Raw genomic sequence first — 22,134 nt, 5'->3', positions numbered from 1 at the left:
TACAGCTCACAGTGGCGCGGGTGTAAAACGGAGCCATGCGCGCCATTCAGGTTTCCGAAAACGGCGGTCCAGAGGTTCTGCGTCTCACCGAGGTTCCGGACCCGCGGGTCGGGCCGGGACAGCTGCTGGTGGAGACCGAGGCGATCGGGATCAATTTCATCGATACCTACATCCGCAGTGGGCTCTATCCGTCGGCGCTGCCCTATGTTCCGGGCGCGGAGGGCTCGGGCGTGGTGACCGCCGTCGGGGCCGACGTCGAGGAGTTCAAGGTCGGGGATCGGGTGGCGTGGGCGGCCGCGCCGGGCAGTTACGCCGAGAAGGTGCTGGTGCCCGCGGCTTCCGCGATTCCGGTACCCGCCGGGGTGCCCGCACCGGTCGCGGCCTCCGCGCTGTTGCAGGGTATGACCGCGCACTATCTGATCGAGTCGATCTACCAGCCCGAGATGGGCGAGACGGTGCTCGTACATGCCGGTGCGGGCGGAGTCGGTTTGATCCTGACCCAGCTGCTGGCGGGGCGCGGGATACGAGTGATCACCACCGTGTCGACCGACGACAAGGAGAAGCTCTCGCGGGAGGCGGGCGCGGCCGAGGTGCTGCGCTACGACGACGAAATCGCCGCGCGGGTAAGGGAACTCACCGATGGGGTGGGTGTGGCGGCGGCCTACGACGGCGTCGGCAAGGACACCTTCGAAGCCAGTCTGGCGTCGGTGCGGATTCGCGGCATGGTCGCGCTCTACGGCGCGGCCAGCGGGCCGGTGCCGCCGTTCGATCTGCAGCGGTTGAATCCGGCCGGATCGCTGTTCGTGACGCGTCCGACGCTGGCGCACTACGTGCGCGATCGGACCGAATTGCTGTGGCGCGCAGGCGATATCATGAATGCCATTGCCGACGGATCGCTGACCGTGCGGGTGGGCGCGAGCTATCCGCTCGCCCATGCCGAACAGGCGCATCGGGATCTGCAGGGGCGCAAGACCACCGGTTCGGTTGTGCTGCTGCCCTGAGCTATTCGATATCGCGGCCGGTGAGGCCGCGATAGATGAACAGGGTCAGCGCGTCGACCGCCTCGGTATCGGTCAATGCGATCGCGCCCTCTTGCACGGCCTGAAGCAGGCCGCTGGTGGCCAGGAACATCATGGCGAGGCTGGTGTCCACGCTGCCGGGCAGTGTCAGCCCGGCGGCGGTGAAGCCGTCCAGATGATCCGCGATATCGGCGCGCTGCTCGGCCCCGAAATCGGTCACCAACTGGGCGAACTCCTCGTTCACCAGCGCGGCCTGGTTCATGGCGCGCATGACTGCCCAGTTGCGGCGGGCGAAGCTCCAGTACTGGTCGACGTGATAGCGCACGGCCTCCGGATCGGTGAAATCGGATTTGTGCTCGGGCGCCTCGGCCGAGGTATCGCTCTCCACCGCAAGGTCTTTCAGCAAGGACTGGAGTAGCTCCTCCTTGCTCGCGAAGTGGTTGTAGAACGAGCCCGCCGCGCGACCGGCCGCGGCGGTGATGTCGGTGATCTTGGTGTTCAGATAGCCGCGTTCGGCGAAGAGTCGCCGTGCGGCGGCCTTGAGCGCCTGCTCGGTCTCGGTCGACCGCTCCTGACGGCGTCCTGCCATTCTCGACCACCTCCTTGACAGCGGAAACTACCACCCACAATACTGAATCCGCATTCAGTGAATCTAAATTCAGTTTCAGGAGTCGCCATGTTGCCGCAGGTACTCATCGCCGGAGCCGGTCCCACCGGCCTGACCCTCGCCATCGATCTGGCGCGTCGCGGTATCGCGGTGCGCATTGTCGACCACGCCGACACGTTCTTCGACGGGTCGCGCGGTGACGGCATCCAGCCGCGCACCCTCGAGGTGTTCGACGATCTCGGCGTGCTGGACGCGGTGCTCGCGGCCGGGATGCCGCAGGCGCTGATGCGCATCCATATGGACGGGGAGTACGTCATGGAGCGCCGGATGACACCGCTGCGCGAGGCCACCCCCGATGTGCCGCATCCGAATCCGTGGGTGCTCGGGCAATCCGATACCGAAGGACTGCTGCGGGATCGGCTCGCGGAGTTCGGGGTGCAGGTCGAACTCGCGACGGGCGTAGTGGATTTCGTCGCCGAGCAGGACGGCGTGACCGTCACCCTGGCACACGGCGGGGATACCGAGACGGTGCGGGTGGATTATCTGGTGGGCGCGGACGGCGGGCGCAGTACCGTGCGCAAGGCGCTGGGCATCGCGTTCGAGGGCACCACCGACGAGTCGATTCGCATGCTGCTCGGGGATGTTCGGGCCGATGCCCTCGATCACGAGTTCGGGTACTGGTTCGCAGGCGCGTCGAACGCGATGACCGGAATAGCCATGACGCCACTGCCCGGCGGGCGCAAGTTCCAGTTCGGCGCACCGCTGGAACAGGATTCGGGAACAGATCTGGCTGTGCTGCAACGGCTGCTGCGGGAGCGCTCCGGTCGCACCGATATCGTGCTCAGCGAGCTGAGCTGGTCCACGGTGTGGCGGCCGAATATTCGCCTCGCGGAACGCTTTCGGGTCGGGCGGGTCTTCCTGGCCGGTGATGCCGCGCATGTACATCCGCCGACCGGCGGACAGGGGTTGAACACCGGGGTGCAGGATGCCTACAACCTGGGCTGGAAACTCGAAGCGGCGCTGCGGAATCCGGGGGTCGAGAGTGAGGCGCTACTGGATTCCTACGAGACCGAGCGGCGCACGGTGGCGGCGCGGGTGCTGGGTTTGAGTTCGTCGCTACTGGACAAGACCCTCGAGGGTGATCCCGATGCCATGGATCGGGAGGGGACCCAACAGCTCGATATCAGCTATCGGGATGTGGTCGCGGGCAATGACTCCGGGGATCCGATGGGGCACGATCCGCTCGCCGGGGATCGTGCGCCGGATGCGCCGCTGACCGACGGCTCCGGGCGCGCGGTCACACTGTTCGAGGTGTTCCGGGGGCCGCGGGCGACACTGCTGATGTTCGGCGGTGGAACGGCTTCCTCGGAGGAGATCGAGGTGCTCGGGCGGCCCAGGGTCGTCTCCGTGATGCGGCCCGGGACAGCTGTTGCGGACTCCCCCACCGGCGCTGAGCTGGTCGATATCGACGGTCACGCGTATCGGGCCTACGGCGTCACCGACGGCGCTCGGGCGCTCATCCGACCCGACGGATATGTCGGTTTCCTGCACCGCTGACCCCGCGCGGTGACGTCCCGGGCGGTTGGTCCTTTTGGTCCGGAACCCACGAGTAGGCCGCCCCGGGCGCGACAACACCGAGCACCATGCAGAATGATCTTGCTGCCGCGCAAGACGATTCATCGCGACCCCACACCGGGACACCGTAAGGTAGTCGCGGCGACCGTTCGGGCGGACGGCAGGTAGAGGCATCGGTCAGAGGTGGTCTTGGATGTTGGTGAAGGTCCGCAACGACGACCCGTCACGGCTGTCGGGCACCGAACGCACCGTGGTGAACTGGCTCAAATCCTGGAGCGGCCCGCACGCCGTACCCGGTATCGCCATCGTGCAGTGCCAGGACGCCGATATCGTGGTGTGGACACCGCAGACCAGCGTGGTGCTGGGGGTGCACGCCTTCGCCGAACGGGTCACCGGAACCCTCTCCTGCGCCGAGGGCGAGCCCTGGACGGTCGACGGTAAACCCGCGCCCATCGACGGTGACGCCGATCCCCTCGAACGGGTGCGACGCCAGACCATGGAGCTGGCCCGCCAGCTCCGCTCCGCGCCCGGGCGGGAGAATGTTCCGGTCAGCGGACTGGTACTGCTGGTCCCCCAGCTGGGTAGTCGCGTGAAGCTCGAAAAGGGCACGCTCCCACCCGGTATCGACGTGCTGATCGGCGATGGGCCGTCCTCGCTGCGCAACTACTTCACCAGTCTCGCCGAGGGCGCCGCACCCTCCTGGGATGCCGCACAGGTGGGCCAGGCGCTGGGCGCGCTCGGATTCGCCGCCGCGGCAACATACTCCGATCTCGTCTCGGAGGGTTTCCAACCGCCGGAGTCCGCGCGCAGTTCGGCCCTGCCGATGTCCGCCGCGCCGACCGTAGTGGTGCCGTCGGTTCCGGTGCAATCCGAGCCACCGGCCGCGCCACCGAGCCGCACGAGCGCGGTGGATACCGAATCATCCAGCGGCGTAGGCCCTTCCGGCGGCCAAGGGGAGCCGCGCAAGTCCGCCGCGCCCGGCGGTTCGGGCGAGTCCCCAGGCGGTGAACCCGCCCGGAAGTCCTCATCCACCGGCGGCCGTGTCGCCGCGGCGGGTGCGGGAATCGCCGGTGCCGCCGCGGCGGCCGCCGCCTATCGTGCCGTCACCGGCTCCTCCGAACACCACGACCAACCCGCCGGCGGAGCCCCACCGGGTCCGGGCGGACAAGGATCTCCGCAAGGCCCGGCCGGACAGGGTTACCCGCAAGGCCAACCCGCGCAGGGCTTCTCGCAAAGCCAAGCCGGGCAAGGGTTCCCGCAGGGCCCCGGCCCCCAGCAGGCCCGCCAGCCGCAGTCCGGATGGCAGGGCAATCAACCCCCACGCCAACAGGGCGGTCCACCCGTCGAATCGAGCCCGCAGGCAAGCTATTCCGCCGCACCGTCCCAACCCGCGGCTCCCGGTTTCCCCATCTGGAACCAGCCGAACAACGCGGCCGTACCCCCGCGTCCGCGCCGCCGCAAGGACCTCCCGATCGTCCTCGGCCTGATCCTGGTGGTCCTGATCCTGGCCGTGGCCGCCATGTGCACCGGCGGCTCCACCGGCAGCACGGATAAGAACACCCCCACCCACCCGACCTCCGCGGTCCACCGCCCCTCCTCGACCGCCACCACCACGACCGACCCCACCATCCCGAAGACAACCGTCGCTCCCCCCTGCTTCCCCCTCCAGCCCGGCTGCTGACCTTCCCCCTTCGGATTCCATCGATCCATCAACGCCTTCGGCACAGCCGGGTAGCTGCCCCGGGCTAGTCGGCGCGGCGGTCGTAGCGGGCGCGGGCGCGGGTGTGGGCTGCGTCCAGGAGGTCTCGTACCGTTCGGGCGGTGTGGGGGCCGGGGTTGATTACCGAGAGCCAGGCGGCAGTGGCGTAGACGGGGTGGGGGAAGAAGGCGTCTTTCGTGGTCGGGTCGGCGGGGTGGGTGGAGGATTCTCGTGGGGTGTAGCCCAGCTGGGCGGTGAAGGCTTCGGCGCCCGCGTGGATGTTCAGGCGGAAGGTGTTGGGGCGGTTGAGGTTCGAGGTGGAGTCGTCGGGATAGTCCTTGGTGATGATGGTGGCGAAGGGCTGGGTTGTGGTGGGGACTTCGCCGCCGGGGGCGTAGTAGAAGAAATGGTCGCCCCAGGCGATTTCGGGGTAGGCGGGGTCGCCGGGGGCGGGGGCCAGGGTGAGGGTGCCGCCGAGGGACTCGACGTGGGCGGTGATTTCTTCGATGGTCATGGATTCCAACGTGCCATTGAAGATCCCGGTGAGGATTTGTCTCTGAACTTCCTGTTCATGGCATCGAAAGTCTCAAACTGCTGTCAATGGGGGATGGTGAGGGTGGGGTTCGGGTTGGGGCGGGAGCGGACGGTGGAGTCGGTGGCCACCACCGAGGAGGCGCGGGAGCCCAGGCGGCCGTCCTTCTTGTAGACCACGGGCATACCGGCGAGGATGGCGTAGGCGCGGTCGCGCTCCACCAGGTATTCGCGGGCTCCGACATTGAAGACGTACATTTCGTCGTTCTCGGTGATGGTGCGGTCGTCGAGACAGAATGTGCCCCAACGCCAGTCGGATTCGAAGAACGCCTGAATGGTTTGCCGCGCCTGCTCGTACGTCACGCCCAAGGTTCTGGTTCCCAACCCTCATCGGTCACTGGTGTCGGTCATGCCACTGGATAACGCATTGTCCCTCATGGTGTTTGCTACGGGTGCACTCCGAGGACGGCGAGTCGGGTTCCGATGGAAGGTAATCGCAGACCAGACAGTCCCGAACCAAGCATTTGACCGGTGTTGCCGAATCATCGCCGGATTCCGGTACGAATGCCCATAATTCCTGGGGCACAGCATCTTTGGGCACCTCCGGAATGAACCCCCGGATAACGCGCCATCGAGCCGGTCCGATTCCCAGATAGTCCTCTCGCAATGCGGGATCGGGGGATCCGAAGGGAAATCGATGAAAGCCACCACAGCTGTGCTCGCCGCGGGTCTCACACTGGCGCTGAGCGGATGCGGTTCCACCACAACACAGTCCGCCGCACCCTCCACGACCCGCTCGGTCTCCGCCCCGGCCTCGGCCCCGGCGACCCAGACCACCAGGCCGACTCAACCGGTCGACCAGTCCGAACAGCCGGGTACGCAACCCGGTCAGACCGACCCGGGCGGCGGCATCGACGCCCCCGCCGTCGAGCCCGCGCCGGCCAGCACGGTCACCGAGAAGCCCGCGCCACAGACCGCCACCACCATCGCGGCCCCGAACGGCAGCGGCCACGGCCTCTGCTTCGATGTGAACTCCGCACTCGCCGATCAGGCCATCAAACGCCTCGCGGCGACCGCATCCGGCCCGTGGCAGGTCGAAGGGGGCAGCAATGACGCGATAGCCGACGGCTGCGACGGTGTGCTGTCCTACCTGATCGTCACCTCGGGCAATATCCACCCGTACACGCACATCCTGTACTTCACCAACGGCACCTACCTGGGCACCGCGACCTCGAAGCCCTACGGCTACACCACGGTCACGGGCAAAACCCGCACCACCGTCTCGGTCGACTACCGCTGGATCAAGTCCGACGAACCGCTCTGCTGCCCCGCCGGTGGCCCGAGCACCGTCACCTTCACCCTGACCGGCACCACGGTCCACGCGAACGGCCAGTTCCCGCCCAACTGATCATCGATCCGCATCCCCTCTGGTAGCCGTTCGACATCACCGCGTGTTCGGCACGCTGTCGCTGTCGGGTTCAGAGGGGATCCGCATATATCTTCAGTAGTGCAGGTTTTGGGGCTGGTGAGGAGAGAGCGGGTGCTATGCACTGGGATCAGATGAGAGATACCCCCGAGGACTTGCGCAAACGCGCGACCCGATTGCGGCGCGGCGTGGGGCAACTGGGGATTCTGGAGTCGATCATCGAGGCCGCGGAGGGGCCGTGGCTCGGCGCCATGGACGCCGACGGTCGCGGTGCCGCCGAATTGCGAATGCATCTGGCGGGGAAATATCGACTGCTCGTGGTGGTGACCAGCGCGGGCAAGATCAGCCTGGTGCATGTGAATTCGCTGTCCAAGGGTGAGGGCGGGGAGAAGATCCTCTCCACCAAGACCGCGCAGCGCAAGGGGTGGGATGAGGAGAAGATGCCCCGGCCGCAGGAGTGGCTGGAGTACGCGGTGCGGTGGGTCTCCGATGTCAGTGGCGAGGTCGATCGGCGCGCCGTGGTCGAGTGGCTGCTGGCGGGAGCCGATCGCAAGCTCTCCACGGTCAACGATGTGATCGAGAGTCTGCGGATCAGCCTGCGCGAGCAGGAGGAGGTGCGCGATGAGCGCGCCGCGGAGGTCGCGGAGCTCAAGGCGGAGTTGAAGTACCTCAACGCCGTTGCCGAGCGGCAGCCCGCGCCCGAGCCCCGGCCCGCACCGATCGCCGCACCCGAACCCGCGCCGATCCCCCGGCCCGAGCCGGTCGTCGAGGCCGAGCCGGTCGCCGAGGCCGAGACAGTCACCCACTCCGAGACAGTCGCCGAGGCCGAGCCGATCCCCCAGCGCGAGACAGTCGCCGAGGCCGAGCCGGTCGCCGAGGCCGAGCATGCCCCGATCGCCGAGGCCGACCCCGCATCAAGCGCCGAGCCTGAGATATCTATCGCCGAGCCCGAACCCGAACCCGAGTTCGTCGAGCCGCAGCCCGCTGCCCGAGAACCAGTCCTCGAGACAGTCGGCGCGAGCGCCGAATGAACGAAAACCGCCGCCGGACTTCGAGTCCGGCGGCGGTTTCCCTTCAGAGCGGGTGCGGTCAGCCGAAGGCGATGTGGCCCAGGGTGTTCCAGCCCATGACCGAGTCGACGGCCAGACCGCAGAAGACCACCGCGAGGTAGTTGTTCGACTGCAGGAACAGACGCAGCGGCTTCACCGGCTCACCGCGACGCACACCGGAGTACAGCTGATGCGCCATCAGCAGGAACCAGGCGCCGGCGGCGATCGCCACGGCGGCGTAGATGGCTCCGGCCGCGGGCACCAGGGCGAGCGTGGCCAGCACGGTCAGCCAGGTGTAGATGACGATCTGCTTGGTGACGACCTGCTCGGTGGCGACCACCGGCAGCATGGGCACGCCCGCGGCCTTGTAGTCCTCCTTGTAGCGCATGGCCAGCGCCCAGGTGTGCGGCGGCGTCCAGAAGAAGATGATCAGGAACAGCACGATCGCGGGCCAGCCGATATTGCCGGTGACCGCGGACCAGCCGACGAGCGCGGGCATACATCCGGCCGCGCCACCCCAGATCACATTCTGCGAGGTGCGGCGCTTGAGCCCGAGCGTGTAGACGAAGACGTAGAACAGGATCGTCGCCACCACGAGCACACCGCTGAGCAGATTCGCCTGCCACCACAGCCACGCGAACGATCCCAATCCGAGCGCGATGCCGAAGACGGCCGCGTTCCGGGTCGGTACCGCTTCACGCGCGAGCGGACGCTTGGAGGTCCGCTTCATCACCTTGTCGATATCGGCGTCCGCCACGCAGTTCAGCGTGTTCGCCGAGGCCGCGCCCATCCAGCCACCGAACAGCGTCGCCAGGATCAATCCCAGATCCGCATGCCCGCGATCGGCCAGCAGCATGGTGGGAATCGTTGCCACCAGCAGCAATTCGATGACGCGGGGTTTGGTGAGCGCGATATAGGCGAGTACCCGACGGACGCCAGCGGACAGCGGTCCGCTGCCCGTGACGCGGTCGGCCAGCACCGTCCCGGAGGAGCCGTGAGCGCCACCCGGCTGTTGCCCAATCCGCACTGTTTCTCCTCGCACGCCGTGCACTTGATCCGGTCTGGAACTAGCAGCGCGCTCTGCCGTTCCCCTTGAAGACAAGACTGTGCCGGCGCGGCTACTACTACAGAGCATGGTAGACCCACGCCGACCGTGCTCTCGTCCAGGTCCGGCCCTGGCGCACCGAGATATGTCCGCGACTCGATCTTGCGGGGGTCACGGACAGGTCCGCGCGAGGTGACGAACAGCGACACGTCGGCCGGTGAACGCGGGTTCCCGCGTGGCGCGGAATCCGTCACCTTTAGGGTGGTGGATAGTCCGGTGCGCTGTCGGATGATCGACTCGGCGCATCGCGCCGCCAGCGAAGCCGCCGACAATTCAGTGTTCACGAGAAGGTCAGGAGAACCTCGGTCGTGTCAGTCACAGACGACATCCGCGCCCTCACTCAGCCGCATCACCCCGCCGACTGGTCCGAAGTGGACACCAGGGCCGTGGATACGGCCCGAATCCTCGCCGCGGACGCGGTGCAGAACGCCGGAAACGGTCACCCGGGCACCGCAATGAGCCTGGCGCCGTTGGCATACACGCTGTTTCAGCGTGTCATGCGCATCGATCCGAGCGATCCGGAGTGGGTGGGGCGCGACCGTTTCGTGCTGTCCTGCGGCCACTCCAGCCTGACCCAGTACGTGCAGCTGTACCTGGCGGGTTTCGGTCTGGAGCTGAACGACCTTGTCAACCTGCGCAAGTGGGGTTCGCTGACCCCGGGTCACCCGGAGTACCGGCACACCAATGGCGTGGAGATCACCACCGGCCCGCTGGGTCAGGGTCTGGCCTCGGCGGTCGGCATGTCGATGGCGTCACGGCGTGAGCGCGGGCTCTTCGATCCGGCCGCGGCGCAGGGTGCGAGCGCGTTCGACCACTTCATCTACGTCATCGCCTCCGATGGCGATCTGGAGGAGGGCGTCACCTCCGAGGCGTCCTCACTGGCGGGCACGCAGCAGCTGGGCAATCTGATCGTCTTCTACGACGACAACCGGATCTCCATCGAGGACGACACCCGCATCGCCTTCACCGAGGATGTCGCCGCGCGCTACCGCGCCTACGACTGGCATGTGCAGGTCGTCGAGGGCGGCGAGAACGTGACCGCCATCGAAGAGGCCGTCACCGCGGCGCAGGCCGTGACCGATAAGCCCTCGATCATCCTGCTGCGCACCATCATCGGCTTCCCGGCCCCCACCAAGATGAACACCGGCGGCGCGCACGGCGCGGCGCTGGGCAAGGACGAGGTCGCCGCCACCAAGAAGGTGCTGGGCTTCGATCCGGAACAGAGCTTCGAGGTGGACGACGCGGTCATCGCCCACACCCGCGGCCAGGTCGCCGATCGCGCCAAGGCCGCCAAGGCCGCTTGGCAGGACCGGTTCGACGCGTGGGCCGCGGCCAACCCGGAGAACAAGGCGCTCTTCGATCGCCTGCAGACCCGCAGCCTGCCGCAGGGCTGGGCCGACTCGCTGCCGTCCTGGCCCGCCGACCCCAAGGGCATGGCCACCCGTAAGGCGTCCGGTGCGGTGCTCGCGGCGCTGGCCCCCGTGCTGCCGGAGCTGTGGGGCGGTTCGGCCGACCTCGCCGAGTCCAACAACACCACCATGCCGAACACCCCGAGCTTCGGCCCGCAGGACATCTCCACCGGTATGTGGAAGGCCGATCCGTACGGCCGCACGCTGCACTTCGGTGTGCGTGAGCACGCCATGGGCTCGATCCTCAATGGCATTGCGCTGCACGGTCCGACGCGGCCCTACGGCGGCACCTTCCTGGTGTTCTCCGATTACATGCGGCCCGCCGTGCGCCTGGGCGCGCTCATGCGCACCCCGGTCACCTACGTGTGGACGCACGACTCCATCGGCCTGGGCGAGGACGGTCCCACGCATCAGCCGATCGAGCACCTGGCCGCACTGCGCGCCATCCCGGGCCTGAATGTGGTCCGCCCGGGCGATGCCAATGAGACCGCCTACGCCTGGCGCACCATCCTGGAACGTGACTCCGCCGAACGGCATTCGCACTTCGTGCCCGCGGACGCACCGCATCAGGACGGCCCGTCGGCGCTGGCGCTGACCCGTCAGGACCTGCCGATCCAGGAGGGCACCTCCTACGAGGGCGTCCGCAAGGGCGGTTACGTGCTGGCCGAATCCTCCACCGCCACACCGCAGGTGATCCTGATCGCCACCGGTTCGGAGCTGCAGCTCGCGGTGGACGCGCGCGCTACGCTCGAGGCGCAGGGCGTCGGCACCCGCGTGGTGTCCATGCCGTGTGTGGAGTGGTTCGACGCGCAGGATCAGTCCTACCGTGATGAGGTACTGCCGCCTTCGGTGAAGGCGCGGGTCACGGTGGAGGCCGGAATCGGCATGCCGTGGTACCGATTCGTCGGCGATGCCGGTGAAATCGTGTCGATCGAGCATTTCGGTGCCTCGGCCGACTACAAGACGCTGTTCCGCGAGTTCGGCATCACCACCGAGGCAGTGGTCGAGGCCGCCAACCGCTCGCTCACCAAGGTGAAGGGATAAGCACTCATGACTCAGAACACCAACCTCGCGGCCCTGTCGGCCGCAGGGGTCTCGGTGTGGCTCGACGATCTCTCGCGTGATCGCATCAAGTCCGGAAACCTCCAGGGCCTGATCGATACCCGCAGCGTCGTCGGTGTCACCACCAACCCGACCATCTTCCAGGGTGCGCTCTCGCAGGGCCACGATTACGACGCTCAGGTGCGCGAGCTCGCCGCCCGGGGCGCGGATGTGGACTCGGCGATCCGCACCATCACCACCGATGACGTGCGCGCGGCCTGCGATATCTTCGCCGACGTGTTCGCCGCCTCCGGTGGTAAGGACGGCCGCGTCTCCATCGAGGTCGATCCGCGACTGGCCTTCGATACCGATGGCACGGTGGCGCAGGCCGTCGAGCTGTGGAAGATCGTGGACCGGCCCAATCTGCTGATCAAGATTCCCGCCACCGAGGCCGGTATTCCGGCCATCTCGCGGGTGATCGCCGAGGGCATCAGCGTGAATGTGACGCTGATCTTCTCCGTCGAGCGGTACACCGCGGTCATGGGCGCGTACCTCGATGGTCTGACCAACGCGCACACCGCCGGACATGATCTGGCCAAGATCCACTCCGTCGCTTCGTTCTTCGTCTCCCGCGTGGACACCGAGATCGACAAGCGCCTGGAGGCCATCGGCACCCCCGAGGCCCTGGAGCTGCGCGGTAAGGCCGGAATCGCCAACGCGCGCTTGGCCTATGCCGCATACCAGGATGTATTCGACGGTGGCGCACACACTTCGGTGTTCGCGCGACTGGCGGCCTCCGGTGGCGCGAACGCGCAGCGCCCGCTGTGGGCCTCGACCGGTGTGAAGAATCCGGAGTTCCCGGACACCATGTACGTCACCGAGCTGGTGGCGCCGAACACGGTGAACACCCTGCCGGAGAAGACCCTGCAGGCCGCCGCCGACCACGCCGAGATCACCGGCGACACCATGTCCGGCACCGGACCGGCGTCCCAGCAGATCTTCGATCAGCTGGTCGCGGTCGGGGTCAATCTGGACGAGGTCTTCGGTGTGCTCGAGGTCGAGGGCGTCGACAAATTCGTGAAGTCCTGGGAGGAACTGCTGGTGGCCACCACCGAGCAGCTCCAGTCAGCCGGAGGCAACTGACCGTGACGGACCGCGCGGCGACAACGGTCACGCAGGGGAACCCGCTCCGCGATGGGCGAGACAGCCGGGTTCCCCGTATCGCCGGACCGTGCAGCATGGTGATATTCGGGGTAACCGGTGACCTGTCGCGGCGCAAACTGCTGCCGGCCATCTATGACCTGGCGAACCGGGGGCTGCTGCCACCCGGTTTCGCCCTGGTCGGGTTCGCCCGACGGGATATGAGCGAGGCCGAATTCGCCACCCTGGTGAAGGATTCGGTCAGCTCCTCGGCCCGTACCCCGTTCCGTGAGGAAGTGTGGGAACAGCTGCGGGAGGGATTGCGGTTCGTTCAAGGCACTTTCGAGGACGGCGCCGCATTCCACCGGCTGGCCACGACTCTCAAGGATCTGGACCGGGATCGCGGAACCGGCGGCAATCACGCCTTCTACCTTGCGATTCCGCCCACCGAGTTCCCGGTGGTGCTCGATGAGCTGTCCAAAAACGGCCTGGCACAACCGAATCTGGCGCAGGCCGGGCAGACCCCGGCGTGGCGGCGCGTGGTCATCGAGAAGCCGTTCGGACATGATCTGGAGAGCGCTCGCGACCTGAACGCACTGGTCAATCGGGTGTTCCCGGAGTCCTCGGTATTCCGCATCGACCACTACCTGGGCAAGGAGACGGTGCAGAACATTCTGGCACTGCGCTTCGCGAACCAGCTGTGGGATCCGATCTGGAATGCCAATTACGTCGATCATGTGCAGATCACCATGGCCGAGGACATCGGATTGGGCGGTCGCGCAGGGTATTACGACGGTATCGGCGCGGCCCGCGATGTGATCCAGAACCATCTGCTGCAGCTGCTCGCGCTGACGGCGATGGAGGAGCCGGTCAGCTTTCAGCCCAAGCAATTGCAGACCGAGAAGATCAAGGTCTTGTCGGCGGTGAAACTCGTCGAGCCGCTGGACGAGACGTCCGCGCGCGGGCAGTACACCGCGGGCTGGCAGGGCAGCGAGCCCGTGGTCGGGCTGTTGCAGGAGGAGGGGTTCGACCCGAATTCGAACACCGAGACCTATGCCGCCATCACCCTGGCCGTGGAGACGCGGCGCTGGGCGGGGGTGCCGTTCTATCTGCGGACCGGAAAGCGGTTGGGCCGCCGGGTCACCGAGATCGCCGTCGTGTTCAAGCGCGCACCGCACCTGCCCTTCGATCAGACCATGACCGAGGAGCTCGGGCAGAACGCCCTGGTGGTTCGGGTGCAGCCGGATGAGGGCATCACCATGCGGTTCGGGTCCAAGGTGCCCGGCTCCAGCATGGAGGTCCGCGATGTGAATATGGACTTCAGCTACGGCGAAGCCTTCACCGAGGACTCCCCCGAGGCGTATGAGCGGCTCATCCTCGATGTGCTGCTGGGCGTGCCGTCGCTCTTCCCGGTCAACGAGGAGGTCGAATTGTCTTGGGAGATCCTCGATCCCGTACTCGAGCGCTGGGCGGCCGAAGGCAAACCGGACCCGTATGAGGCCGGTATGTGGGGTCCGGAATCCGCCGATGAGATGCTCGCGCGCAGCGGGCGGGAATGGCGGCGACCGTGATCATCGATATGCCCGATACCGATACCCGCGAGGTATCCAAGCGGCTCATCCAGCTGCGCGAGGCCAATGGCGTGGTCACCATGGGACGCGTGCTCACCCTGGTGGTGTGCACCCTGGACAGCTCCGAGGCCGAGGGGGCGATCGACGCCGCCAATGACGCCTCGCGTGAACATCCCTGTCGCGTAATAGTTCTCGCACGCGGCGATCGTCTGGCGGCCACGCGCTTGGACGCACAGATCCGCGTCGGCGGCGATGCCGGTGCGGCCGAGGTCATCGTGCTGCGATTGCAGGGCGAGCTGGTCGCGCACGAGAGCAGTGTGGTGGTGCCGTTCCTGCTGCCCGACACCCCCGTGGTGGCGTGGTGGCCCAGGGGCGCACCGGAATTCCCGTCCAAGGATTCGGTGGGCCGGCTGGCGACGCGGCGCATTACCGACGCCACCTTCGCGCCGGATCCGCAGGACACCATCAAGAAGCGGCGCGACAGCTACGCACCCGGCGACACCGATCTGGCGTGGAGCCGGATCAGCTACTGGCGGGCCCTGCTGGCGGCGGCGCTCGATGAGGCTCCGTTCGAAGCCGTTGAGTCGGTGACGGTTTCGGGCCTGCGCGAGGAACCTGCGCTGGACATGCTGGCCGGCTGGCTGGCCGCGCGACTGGACTGCCCGGTGGTGCGGCAGATCGGTGAACTGAAGGTGGAGATGCGCCGTCCGACGGTCACGATCTCCATCTCCCGCCCGCAGCACGGGCGTACCGCGACCCTGACCCGCACCGGCGAGCCCGATCAGCGATTCGCCCTGGCGCGCAGGGAGACTCGCGATTGCCTGGCCGAGGAGCTGCGGCACCTGGACGCCGATGACATCTATGCCGAGGCGCTGACCGGCATCGAAAGGGTGACCTATGAGTAAGCCCACCGTCGAAACCTTCGGCACCCCGGACGAGCTCGTGCGGGCCGCCGCCGCGCGGCTCGTGGTCCGGATCGTCGAGGCGCAGCGGCTGCGCGGGTCGGCCTCGGTGGTGCTGACCGGCGGCGGCACCGGTATCGGCCTGCTCGAATGGGTTCGCAAGGCCCCCGGTGACATCGACTGGTCCAAGCTCGACATCTTCTGGGGCGATGAGCGTTTCGTCCCCACCGGGGATCCCGAGCGCAATGACCTCCAGGCGCGTGAGGCGCTGCTGGATCACGTTCCGGTCGATCCGGCCCGGGTCCACCCGACCGAAACCTCCAGCGGTGACTACCCGGATGTCCTGGAGGCCACCGGTGAGTACGCCGCCACCGTGCACGCCCATCTGGCGCAGCACGGGGCGTTCGATATCCACCTGCTCGGTATGGGCGGAGAGGGGCATATCAACTCCCTCTTCCCGCACACCGCCGCCACCCGCGAGGAGCACGATCTCGTTGTGGCGGAGACACATTCACCCAAGCCCCCGGCCGTGCGCATCACGCTGACCCTGCCCGCCATCCGCAGGTCCCGGCACGTCATGATCATCACGGCGGGCGAGGCCAAGGCGGCGGCCGTGGCCGCGGCCCTGAACGGCGCATCCCCCCTTGATGTTCCGGCCGCCGGAGCGATCGGCACCGAATCCACCACCTGGCTCCTCGACGACGCCGCAGCGGCGGATCTTCCCCGCCCCTGATCAGGGAGTCTTGGCGAAATCCCGGAGCAGCGCGGCGGTTGTTCCGGGATCTTCCAGCATCGGGATATGCCGTATGCCCGACAGCATTTCGATCAGGTTCCGGAAGCGGGTTTCACTGCCTTTACGTGTCAGTGCGGTGAGGGCGTTCGGGTGGTGTGGCAGGCTGTCGGCCATGCTCGACCCCACAACCGTCTCCCCCAACCTCACGTCCCGCGGCCGCATCCCGTCGGTTCTGCGCTTCGGCACCGAACTGATCGCCTGGATCGCGACGCCCTGGGCGCTGGCCGATCACTCGGTGTTGCTGGCCGTCGCATCAGTAGTCGTGCTGATCGGCCTGCCAACGCTGTTCGCCACCCCCGGCGACAAGAAGCAAACCCTCATCGCGGTTCCGGGCACGGTCACGATCGCCCTGGTGGTACTCCAACTTGTTGCCGCGGTGACGAGCGCCTGGGCCGCCTGGTACCCCTGGCTCGCGGTGCTGATCACCGCCTTGGCGCTCGCCACCGTGATCGCCGAACTACCGCGTTGGCGATGGTTGTTGAAGGCTCCCGGCCGGACGCCCGGCGACTGACGATCGATACCGCCGCGGCTGGCATGATCGCGATGTGAACCTACGATTCGGGATTCAGTTGGCGCCGACCGTGACCGAGCTGCCGCAGTTGCGCGCGATGGCCGTGGTGGCGGATCGGGAGGGTTTGGATCTGCTCGGAATCCAGGACCATCCGTACTCGGGTGGGCTTGCCGATACCTTTGCGGTGATCGCGACGGTGCTGGCGGAAACCGAACGGCTGCGGGTGTTTCCGGATGTGGCGAGTCTGCCGTTGCGCGGGCCCGCGATGCTCGGGAAGCAGGCGGCGACATTGGATCTGCTCAGCGGCGGGCGATTCGAACTCGCGTTGGGGGCGGGGGCATTCTGGCCCGCGATCGGCGCTATGGGCGGACCTGTGCGGTCGAATCCCGAAGCGCTGCAGGCGCTCGAGGAGGCCACGGCGATTATCCGCGCCATGTGGTTGCCGGGGACGAAGGCGAAAGTCGAAGGCGCGCAATACCGGGTGCACGGCGTACAGGCCGGACCCGCGCCCGCGCATCCGGTCGGAATCTGGTTCGGCAGTGTCGGACCCAAGGCAAATGTGCTCACCGGGCGCATCGCGGATGGATGGGCCGCACCCATCCCGCATTACCTGCCGTATGAGAAATGGCAAGCGACACAGGACATTATCTCCGCCTCCGCGGTCGACGCGGGGCGCGATCCGGCCGATATCACCCGGATGGCACAGCTCGTCGGAACGATCACCGAGACTCCGGGACCGGTCACACTGCGCGGCGCGGATCCGATTCGCACCGACGCCTCGGGTTGGGCTCGCATTCTGGCCGATCTCGCCCTGGAGACCGGCTTCGGCACCTTCGTCTACTGGCCCGAATCCGCCGACGAAACCCAGTTGCGCCGCTGGATCGGCGACGTCGTTCCGGCCGCCCGAGCCCTGTGCGCCTGACCATCCGACGTGCGCCTATGGCGCACCGTCACGATTGTCGGTAGATTTCAACTGATTGCAGATTGCAACCGGAAGGAGTTTTCAATGCCACAACTGGTTCGGGTTCAGAACTTCAATATCTCCAGCGACGGATACGGCGCGGGCGTCGGCCAAACCTTGGATCAGCCCTTCGGCCATGCGGACCCGAGTGCCCTGTTCTCCTGGTGCGGCGCCACCGCCCACTGGGTCAACCGCACCGACCCCGGCGGCAGCTATGGACTCGACGACTACTTCACCCGCGACTACCGCAACAATATCGGCGCGGAAATCATGGGCCGCAACAAATTCGGCCCCCAGCGCGGCCCCTGGGAGAACTACGACTGGCAGGGCTGGTGGGGCGACGAACCCCCGTTCCGCACACCGGTTTTCGTCCTCACACACCACCCCCGCCCGTCGATCACCTTGGGCGAAACCATATTCCACTTCATCGACGCCTCCCCGAAGGAGGCACTGGAGCAGGCATTCGAAGCCGCCGACGGCAAGGACGTCCGCCTCGGCGGCGGCGTCTCCACCGTCCGCGATTTCCTCGCCGCCGACCTGGTCGACCAAATGCACATCGCCGTGGCCCCAATCGAACTCGGCAGTGGCGAACGACTCTGGACCACCCCGGACGAACTCACCGACCGCTTCCACCTGGAGCAGATCCCGAGCCCGAGCGGGGTCACCCACCACGTGTTCTGGCGCCGCTGAGGGAAAGCGTTTCGGGCGGAGTTCTCCTCGTCGTCACGGCCGGGAGAACACGGCCACCATGTAGTCGGACGCGTCGGCGTACGGGCGGAGATCCCAGGTTGAGAGTCGCACATCCAGTGTGAGACCGGCATTTTCGGCGTCGGACAGGAACTGCGGGAAGTCGTAGCCGCGATCGGCGCCGAAGCCGGTCACCAGTCGACCGGTGGGGGCGAGGTGACGGGCGAAGCCGGTCAGTACCGCGTCCCTGGTGGATGGCGCGACAAAGGTCAGTACGTTTCCCGCGCATACGATGGCATCGAAGTCGGCGGCGATCCCGCGGCTCGGCAGATCCAATTCGGCGAGATCGCCGACAAGCCAGGTCGGACCGGGATAGTCCTGCTCCGCCGCGGCGATCAACACCGGATCGACGTCGACTCCGACCACGGTGTGTCCGGAGCGGTGCAGGTAGCCGCCGACCCGGCCCGGACCACACCCCGCGTCCAGGACGCGACTGCCACGCTCGAGCATCGCGTCGACCAGCCGCGCCTCGCCGAAGATGTCCTGCCCCTCGGCCGCCATCTTCCGGAATCGCTCGACGTACCAGGTCGAATGCGCGGGATCGGCAGCGGTGAGCTCCTCCCACTGGCTGGGGACACGTGCACTCATCGCCTACTCCTCCTCGCTCGACCTTTCTCCGCAACACTGTGCCACCACCGTCACCGGAACTCGTGCACGACCTCGATAAGACCAACCAGATGAGCATTGAACTCGACTAATTCTTCAGCCGGAACCCACAGCTCCAGAATCGTCCGACCCCCGGCCTGCTGAACCGGATAGCGCTCCAGAAACGCCGACTCCACCCGAAAGCGCGTCACATAACCAACCCCGTCATGCGGAACATTCCACTCCCGCGCGATCCGGATCGCATAGTCCTCATTGAGTACGGGATAGAAGATCGGCTGCTCGGGAAGCCTGGGAGGCCAAGCGCGCCAACCCGATTGACGAACCAGCTCCAACTCCTGCGGCCCCGTCGGCCGCCACAGCTCGGTAACCGAAACCTGCCCACCCTGCGCCATTGTCAACCTTCGTCACGACCACCCGAACAACCTGCGCACCCTATCCGACTATTGACGCCCGGCCACAAGACTGCGGGAGAGAACACATTCGGGCTGGTTGCGTTGGCAGTTCGCGAGGATCGCGTCGTGGATGTATCGGGATAGGCCCGGTGCCATGTCGTCGTAGTTGCGGCCGAGGCGGCGGTTGGCTCGGTATTCGGCGGCCAGGGTGCGGTGGGTGTCGTAGTCGCAGTCGTGGAACCAGTGTTCGAGGTGGCGGCGGTGTTGTTCGGCGAGGTCCGTGGGTACGGGATCGGCGGCGGGGATACCGGCGCGCATTGCGTCGGCGAGGGCCTGGTGGATGGGGCGTTGTTCGGCGCGGAGGTCGAGCCAATCCTGTTTGGTGTATTGGCTGGTTCGCTGTCGGCGCTGTTGGAATTCGGGGGTGGCGCCCCAGCGGCGTTCGGCCTCCTCGGCGGTGTCGACCAGGCGGTCGCCGCCGAATACGTCGAGTCGTTCGGCGGAGGTGAGGGAGATTCCGGAGCGGCGGGCGGTCAATTCCTTGTCGATCAGGGCGAGCATGGACTGCTGGCGTGCGATGCGGTCGCCGAGGAGGTCACGCTGGCGGCGCAGCTGATCCTCGTCGGATATGCCCGGGTCGGACAGCATGGACGCGATATCGTCGAGGCCGAATTCGAGTTCTCGGTAGAACAGAATGCGTTGCAGCCGTTGCAGATCGGCGTCGTTGTAGAGGCGGTAGCCGGTCGTGCCGCGCGCACTGGGGCGCAGCAGGCCGATCTCGTCGTAGTGATGCAGGGTCCGTACCGATATGCCGGTCAGCTGCGCGACAACGCCGACGGTGTGTTCGATGGATTCCATATCGGTCACTGTGCCGCCTCACGTGAGGTGAGGGTCAAGGCATCGGCCCGGTGCATCTGAATTCTCCTGCGGACGTGAACTTTTCGTGCAGTAGGCGGGTCGCATTGCATGAGCCCCGGCACGGAGGCCGGTGTATCGCACGAAAAGTTCACCTCGGCGTGGCGGTCTAGGTTCCGGCGAGTTTGGCGACGATCGGGGCGAATCTTTCGGCGTAGTCGGCGCCGAAGATGAAGTAGGAGAAGCCGAGTTCTTCTCGGCGGCGCTGGATTTCCTCGGCGGCGGCCGAGGGGTCATCCGGGAGTGCGTTCACCGCGTTCGCCGCGTGGAATGGGGCGGGGTCGGTGCCGGGAGGTGCCATATGCGGCGCGACGTAGTCGCCGATGATCGGGATGGCGAGCGCGAGTTCGGTATTGCCGGTGGTGCGGAAGTCTTGGGTCAGGCGGGCGATTTCGGCGCGCGGCTGATCGAACAGCGGGAAGGTGACGGTATCGGCGAACTCGGCTGCCAGCGCACGGGCTTTGGGGCCGTATACGGCCATCGCCACGGGGGTGTGCTGGTCGGGGCCGTCGAACTCCCGCAGGGCCGTGAGAGTTTCGCGGATCGATGCCAGCCGGTCGCCGGGCGGCGGGACGGCGGGCATTCCCTTGTCGCGAAGCTCATCCTCGATACCCGGCCTGCCGGTGCCGATGCCCATCTCGAAGCGACCGCCGGTCATCAGCGACAGGGAATGCGCCTCCCACGCCGTCAGCCAGGACGGACGCAGCGGCGAGGCGTACACCCATGTGCCCACGCGTAGGTCGGTCACGGCCGCGGCGGTGGCCAGTACCGGAGCGGGTGCCGGTTGCGACAGCGGGAAGTCGGGCATCAGCAGCGTCGAGTACCCGCTGTCGGCAATGCGGCGCGCACGGTCCAGCCACGTCGGCAGGTCGGTGTAGATCGGGGTGACAACCCCGAATCGAAACGGTCTGGTCATACCTGAATTCCTTTCTGCGGTCGGCGAGATCACCTGCCAGCCCGAGGGAAGGCCCGTGATCGTCTCCTTAGTACAGTCGTATCGACGCCGGATCCGCCCGAAATTCATCGGTCCGGCCGAGATCGCGTCGTCATGCTCACCGGGCATCACGAGAACTGCGTGATCATCCTCGAACAAATGTTTGATATTCAGGCGTAGGCTGAGACTACGAAGCCCACAATTCGGGCAGGCGGAGTAGTTCTTATGACCTTCCGATGATCAAAGTCTTTCTGGTGGACGACCACGAGATCGTGCGTCGTGGTCTGGTCGACCTGCTCAATTCCGATCCGGATCTCAGCGTGATCGGTGAGGCCGGCACCGTTTCGAGCGCGCTGGCCAGAATCCCGGCGCTGCGGCCGGATGTCGCCGTGCTCGATGTGCGGCTGCCCGATGGCAATGGGGTCGAGTTGTGCCGCGATCTGCTCTCGACCCTGGACGACCTGCGCTGTTTGATTCTGACCTCGTTCGACGAGGAACAGGCCATGCTCGATGCGGTCCTGGCGGGCGCGTCCGGTTACGCGATCAAGGACATCCGAGGGTTCACCCTGATCGCCGCGGTCAAGCAGGTGGGACAGGGAGATTCGATGCTGGACCACCGCGCCGCCGCCGCGTTGATGCGCGAATTGCGCCGCCGCGATGACGACGCCCACGACTCCTTCGCCGGTCTCAGCGAACAGGAGCATCAGATCTTGGATCTGCTCGGGGAGGGTATGACCAATCGTCAGATCGGCGAGCGAATGTTCTTGGCGGAGAAGACCATCAAGAACTATGTTTCGCGTCTGCTGACCAAGCTCGACCTCGACTGCCGCACCCAGGCCGCGGTCCTGGTCGCCCAGCGCCACACGGGTGCGTCCCATGGATCCGCCCGCCGCTGAGGCAAATGCCCGCATGAAGGTAATCCGCGAGGGATCGTGAATCCCGAGGCGCGCGAGCTGGTATTGCCGGATCCGACCGACCTGTCCGCAATCGCTGGTTAGTTGCCGGAGTTCGATGCCCGCTTCCTCCGCCTCGGCGTGTCGGCGGACCGCCTATGACTTGACCGCGGAGGTCGCTCGCACATTGGCGGCGACGAACCCGAGGTTGACGTTCATCTACGTCTCCGGGCAGGGCACCGACAGCACCGAGCAGCGGCGCTCGATGTGAAGGCGATCCGGAGGCCGCCACATCGATCATGGCGCGA

Annotated in this window: 24 protein-coding genes; 15 read left to right on the top strand and 9 right to left on the bottom strand. The window is 66.7% G+C overall.

From position 1 onward, the window contains the following. Nucleotides 1–35 precede the first annotated feature (35 nt). Entirely contained in the window at nt 36–1,001 is a 966-nt protein-coding gene (locus tag OHB26_RS26765; protein WP_330180006.1) for a quinone oxidoreductase family protein, read from the top strand. Nucleotide 1,002: 1 nt separating this feature from the next. On the opposite strand, the gene OHB26_RS26760 is transcribed toward OHB26_RS26765, so the two are convergent. Continuing rightward, a complete protein-coding gene (locus OHB26_RS26760; protein WP_330180005.1) occupies nt 1,003–1,608 on the bottom strand; it encodes a TetR/AcrR family transcriptional regulator in 606 nt (201 codons plus the stop codon). Nucleotides 1,609–1,695: 87 nt separating this feature from the next. Between OHB26_RS26760 and OHB26_RS26755 the strand changes: the two genes are divergently transcribed. Both OHB26_RS26755 and OHB26_RS26750 read left to right on the top strand, forming a co-directional pair. Next, nucleotides 1,696–3,183, top strand: a complete 1,488-nt coding sequence (locus tag OHB26_RS26755; protein ID WP_330180004.1) for an FAD-dependent monooxygenase — start codon at nt 1,696–1,698, stop codon at nt 3,181–3,183. Between the two features lie 211 nt (nt 3,184–3,394). After that, nucleotides 3,395–4,882, top strand: a complete 1,488-nt coding sequence (locus OHB26_RS26750) for a hypothetical protein (protein ID WP_330180003.1) — start codon at nt 3,395–3,397, stop codon at nt 4,880–4,882. A 64-nt stretch (nt 4,883–4,946) separates the two neighbouring features. Here the strand turns inward: OHB26_RS26750 and OHB26_RS26745 are convergent, their stop codons facing one another. Both OHB26_RS26745 and OHB26_RS26740 read right to left on the bottom strand, forming a co-directional pair. After that, nucleotides 4,947–5,414 (bottom strand): DUF6194 family protein, encoded by a 468-nt coding sequence (locus OHB26_RS26745; protein ID WP_330180002.1) that lies wholly within the window; start codon nt 5,412–5,414, stop codon nt 4,947–4,949. A gap of 83 nt (nt 5,415–5,497) precedes the next feature. Beyond that, entirely contained in the window at nt 5,498–5,794 is a 297-nt protein-coding gene (locus tag OHB26_RS26740) for a hypothetical protein (protein WP_330180001.1), read from the bottom strand. A 334-nt stretch (nt 5,795–6,128) separates the two neighbouring features. Between OHB26_RS26740 and OHB26_RS26735 the strand changes: the two genes are divergently transcribed. Continuing rightward, nucleotides 6,129–6,839 (top strand): LppP/LprE family lipoprotein, encoded by a 711-nt coding sequence (locus OHB26_RS26735; RefSeq protein WP_330180000.1) that lies wholly within the window; start codon nt 6,129–6,131, stop codon nt 6,837–6,839. Between the two features lie 152 nt (nt 6,840–6,991). Beyond that, entirely contained in the window at nt 6,992–7,888 is an 897-nt protein-coding gene (locus tag OHB26_RS26730; protein WP_330179999.1) for a hypothetical protein, read from the top strand. A gap of 58 nt (nt 7,889–7,946) precedes the next feature. Here OHB26_RS26730 and OHB26_RS26725 read toward each other — a convergent pair whose 3' ends face one another. Continuing rightward, nucleotides 7,947–8,933 (bottom strand): heme o synthase, encoded by a 987-nt coding sequence (locus OHB26_RS26725; RefSeq protein ID WP_067564605.1) that lies wholly within the window; start codon nt 8,931–8,933, stop codon nt 7,947–7,949. A gap of 386 nt (nt 8,934–9,319) precedes the next feature. Between OHB26_RS26725 and tkt the strand changes: the two genes are divergently transcribed. From tkt to pgl, 5 genes are read left to right on the top strand one after another with little or no spacing between them, the layout of a single operon-like run. Then, the gene (gene tkt / locus OHB26_RS26720; protein ID WP_330179998.1) at nt 9,320–11,464 is read left to right on the top strand and encodes a transketolase; all 2,145 of its coding nucleotides are present in this window, start codon (nt 9,320–9,322) and stop codon (nt 11,462–11,464) included. A 6-nt stretch (nt 11,465–11,470) separates the two neighbouring features. Then, complete coding sequence (gene tal / locus OHB26_RS26715) at nt 11,471–12,604, top strand: transaldolase (protein ID WP_330179997.1); 1,134 nt, start codon at nt 11,471–11,473, stop codon at nt 12,602–12,604. A 2-nt stretch (nt 12,605–12,606) separates the two neighbouring features. Then, entirely contained in the window at nt 12,607–14,172 is a 1,566-nt protein-coding gene (gene zwf / locus OHB26_RS26710; RefSeq protein WP_330179996.1) for a glucose-6-phosphate dehydrogenase, read from the top strand. Beyond that, a complete protein-coding gene (gene opcA, locus OHB26_RS26705; RefSeq protein ID WP_330185797.1) occupies nt 14,169–15,077 on the top strand; it encodes a glucose-6-phosphate dehydrogenase assembly protein OpcA in 909 nt (302 codons plus the stop codon). The genes zwf and opcA overlap by 4 nt, the downstream gene beginning before the upstream one ends. Continuing rightward, a complete protein-coding gene (gene pgl / locus OHB26_RS26700) occupies nt 15,070–15,807 on the top strand; it encodes a 6-phosphogluconolactonase (protein WP_330179995.1) in 738 nt (245 codons plus the stop codon). Before opcA ends, pgl begins: the two co-directional genes overlap by 8 nt. On the opposite strand, the gene OHB26_RS26695 is transcribed toward pgl, so the two are convergent. After that, nucleotides 15,808–15,981 (bottom strand): hypothetical protein, encoded by a 174-nt coding sequence (locus tag OHB26_RS26695; RefSeq protein WP_330179994.1) that lies wholly within the window; start codon nt 15,979–15,981, stop codon nt 15,808–15,810. On the opposite strand from OHB26_RS26695, the gene OHB26_RS26690 reads away from it, so the two are divergent. The 3 genes from OHB26_RS26690 (at nt 15,980) to OHB26_RS26680 (ending at nt 18,029) form a co-directional block, all read left to right on the top strand. Next, nucleotides 15,980–16,378 (top strand): hypothetical protein, encoded by a 399-nt coding sequence (locus tag OHB26_RS26690; protein WP_330179993.1) that lies wholly within the window; start codon nt 15,980–15,982, stop codon nt 16,376–16,378. The genes OHB26_RS26695 and OHB26_RS26690 overlap by 2 nt on opposite strands. Nucleotides 16,379–16,412: 34 nt before the next feature. Beyond that, complete coding sequence (locus tag OHB26_RS26685) at nt 16,413–17,300, top strand: LLM class flavin-dependent oxidoreductase (protein ID WP_330179992.1); 888 nt, start codon at nt 16,413–16,415, stop codon at nt 17,298–17,300. An 84-nt stretch (nt 17,301–17,384) separates the two neighbouring features. Continuing rightward, nucleotides 17,385–18,029, top strand: a complete 645-nt coding sequence (locus OHB26_RS26680; RefSeq protein WP_330179991.1) for a dihydrofolate reductase family protein — start codon at nt 17,385–17,387, stop codon at nt 18,027–18,029. 33 nt (nt 18,030–18,062) lie between these two features. On the opposite strand, the gene OHB26_RS26675 is transcribed toward OHB26_RS26680, so the two are convergent. The 4 genes from OHB26_RS26675 to OHB26_RS26660 all read right to left on the bottom strand — a co-directional run bounded on the left by OHB26_RS26675 (nt 18,063) and on the right by OHB26_RS26660 (nt 20,915). Beyond that, on the bottom strand, nt 18,063–18,674 hold the full coding sequence (locus OHB26_RS26675; protein WP_330179990.1) for a class I SAM-dependent methyltransferase: 612 nt from the start codon (nt 18,672–18,674) through the stop codon (nt 18,063–18,065). Nucleotides 18,675–18,724: 50 nt separating this feature from the next. Beyond that, entirely contained in the window at nt 18,725–19,084 is a 360-nt protein-coding gene (locus OHB26_RS26670) for an ADP-ribosylation/crystallin J1 (protein ID WP_330179989.1), read from the bottom strand. Nucleotides 19,085–19,132: 48 nt separating this feature from the next. Next, nucleotides 19,133–19,942: a MerR family transcriptional regulator gene (locus OHB26_RS26665; RefSeq protein ID WP_330185796.1), complete on the bottom strand. Its 810-nt coding sequence runs from the start codon at nt 19,940–19,942 to the stop codon at nt 19,133–19,135. 166 nt (nt 19,943–20,108) lie between these two features. Continuing rightward, complete coding sequence (locus tag OHB26_RS26660; protein ID WP_330179988.1) at nt 20,109–20,915, bottom strand: LLM class flavin-dependent oxidoreductase; 807 nt, start codon at nt 20,913–20,915, stop codon at nt 20,109–20,111. A gap of 254 nt (nt 20,916–21,169) precedes the next feature. Between OHB26_RS26660 and OHB26_RS26655 the strand changes: the two genes are divergently transcribed. Both OHB26_RS26655 and OHB26_RS26650 read left to right on the top strand, forming a co-directional pair. Beyond that, a complete protein-coding gene (locus OHB26_RS26655) occupies nt 21,170–21,829 on the top strand; it encodes a response regulator transcription factor (protein ID WP_330179987.1) in 660 nt (219 codons plus the stop codon). A gap of 115 nt (nt 21,830–21,944) precedes the next feature. Further along, a complete protein-coding gene (locus OHB26_RS26650; RefSeq protein WP_330179986.1) occupies nt 21,945–22,097 on the top strand; it encodes a hypothetical protein in 153 nt (50 codons plus the stop codon). Nucleotides 22,098–22,134 lie beyond the last annotated feature (37 nt).

The organism is Nocardia sp. NBC_01503, from assembly GCF_036327755.1.
In the GTDB taxonomy this organism is placed as follows: domain Bacteria; phylum Actinomycetota; class Actinomycetes; order Mycobacteriales; family Mycobacteriaceae; genus Nocardia.
The sequence above is the reverse complement of the archived record's forward strand: the minus strand, read 5'-3'. Positions and strand labels throughout refer to the sequence as shown.

Bases quoted from the DNA above. Each gene is read 5' to 3' on its own strand.
- OHB26_RS26765 (WP_330180006.1), top strand. From the start codon at position 36: ATGCGCGCCATTCAGGTTTCCGAAAACGGCGGTCCAGAGGTTCTGCGT.
- OHB26_RS26760 (WP_330180005.1), bottom strand. From the start codon at position 1,608: ATGGCAGGACGCCGTCAGGAGCGGTCGACCGAGACCGAGCAGGCGCTC.
- OHB26_RS26755 (WP_330180004.1), top strand. From the start codon at position 1,696: ATGTTGCCGCAGGTACTCATCGCCGGAGCCGGTCCCACCGGCCTGACC.
- OHB26_RS26750 (WP_330180003.1), top strand. From the start codon at position 3,395: ATGTTGGTGAAGGTCCGCAACGACGACCCGTCACGGCTGTCGGGCACC.
- OHB26_RS26745 (WP_330180002.1), bottom strand. From the start codon at position 5,414: ATGACCATCGAAGAAATCACCGCCCACGTCGAGTCCCTCGGCGGCACC.
- OHB26_RS26735 (WP_330180000.1), top strand. From the start codon at position 6,129: ATGAAAGCCACCACAGCTGTGCTCGCCGCGGGTCTCACACTGGCGCTG.
- OHB26_RS26730 (WP_330179999.1), top strand. From the start codon at position 6,992: ATGAGAGATACCCCCGAGGACTTGCGCAAACGCGCGACCCGATTGCGG.
- tal (WP_330179997.1), top strand. From the start codon at position 11,471: ATGACTCAGAACACCAACCTCGCGGCCCTGTCGGCCGCAGGGGTCTCG.
- pgl (WP_330179995.1), top strand. From the start codon at position 15,070: ATGAGTAAGCCCACCGTCGAAACCTTCGGCACCCCGGACGAGCTCGTG.
- OHB26_RS26690 (WP_330179993.1), top strand. From the start codon at position 15,980: ATGCTCGACCCCACAACCGTCTCCCCCAACCTCACGTCCCGCGGCCGC.
- OHB26_RS26695 (WP_330179994.1), bottom strand. From the start codon at position 15,981: ATGGCCGACAGCCTGCCACACCACCCGAACGCCCTCACCGCACTGACA.
- OHB26_RS26680 (WP_330179991.1), top strand. From the start codon at position 17,385: ATGCCACAACTGGTTCGGGTTCAGAACTTCAATATCTCCAGCGACGGA.
- OHB26_RS26675 (WP_330179990.1), bottom strand. From the start codon at position 18,674: ATGAGTGCACGTGTCCCCAGCCAGTGGGAGGAGCTCACCGCTGCCGAT.
- OHB26_RS26670 (WP_330179989.1), bottom strand. From the start codon at position 19,084: ATGGCGCAGGGTGGGCAGGTTTCGGTTACCGAGCTGTGGCGGCCGACG.
- OHB26_RS26665 (WP_330185796.1), bottom strand. From the start codon at position 19,942: ATGGAATCCATCGAACACACCGTCGGCGTTGTCGCGCAGCTGACCGGC.
- OHB26_RS26660 (WP_330179988.1), bottom strand. From the start codon at position 20,915: ATGACCAGACCGTTTCGATTCGGGGTTGTCACCCCGATCTACACCGAC.
- OHB26_RS26655 (WP_330179987.1), top strand. From the start codon at position 21,170: ATGATCAAAGTCTTTCTGGTGGACGACCACGAGATCGTGCGTCGTGGT.
- OHB26_RS26650 (WP_330179986.1), top strand. From the start codon at position 21,945: ATGCCCGCTTCCTCCGCCTCGGCGTGTCGGCGGACCGCCTATGACTTG.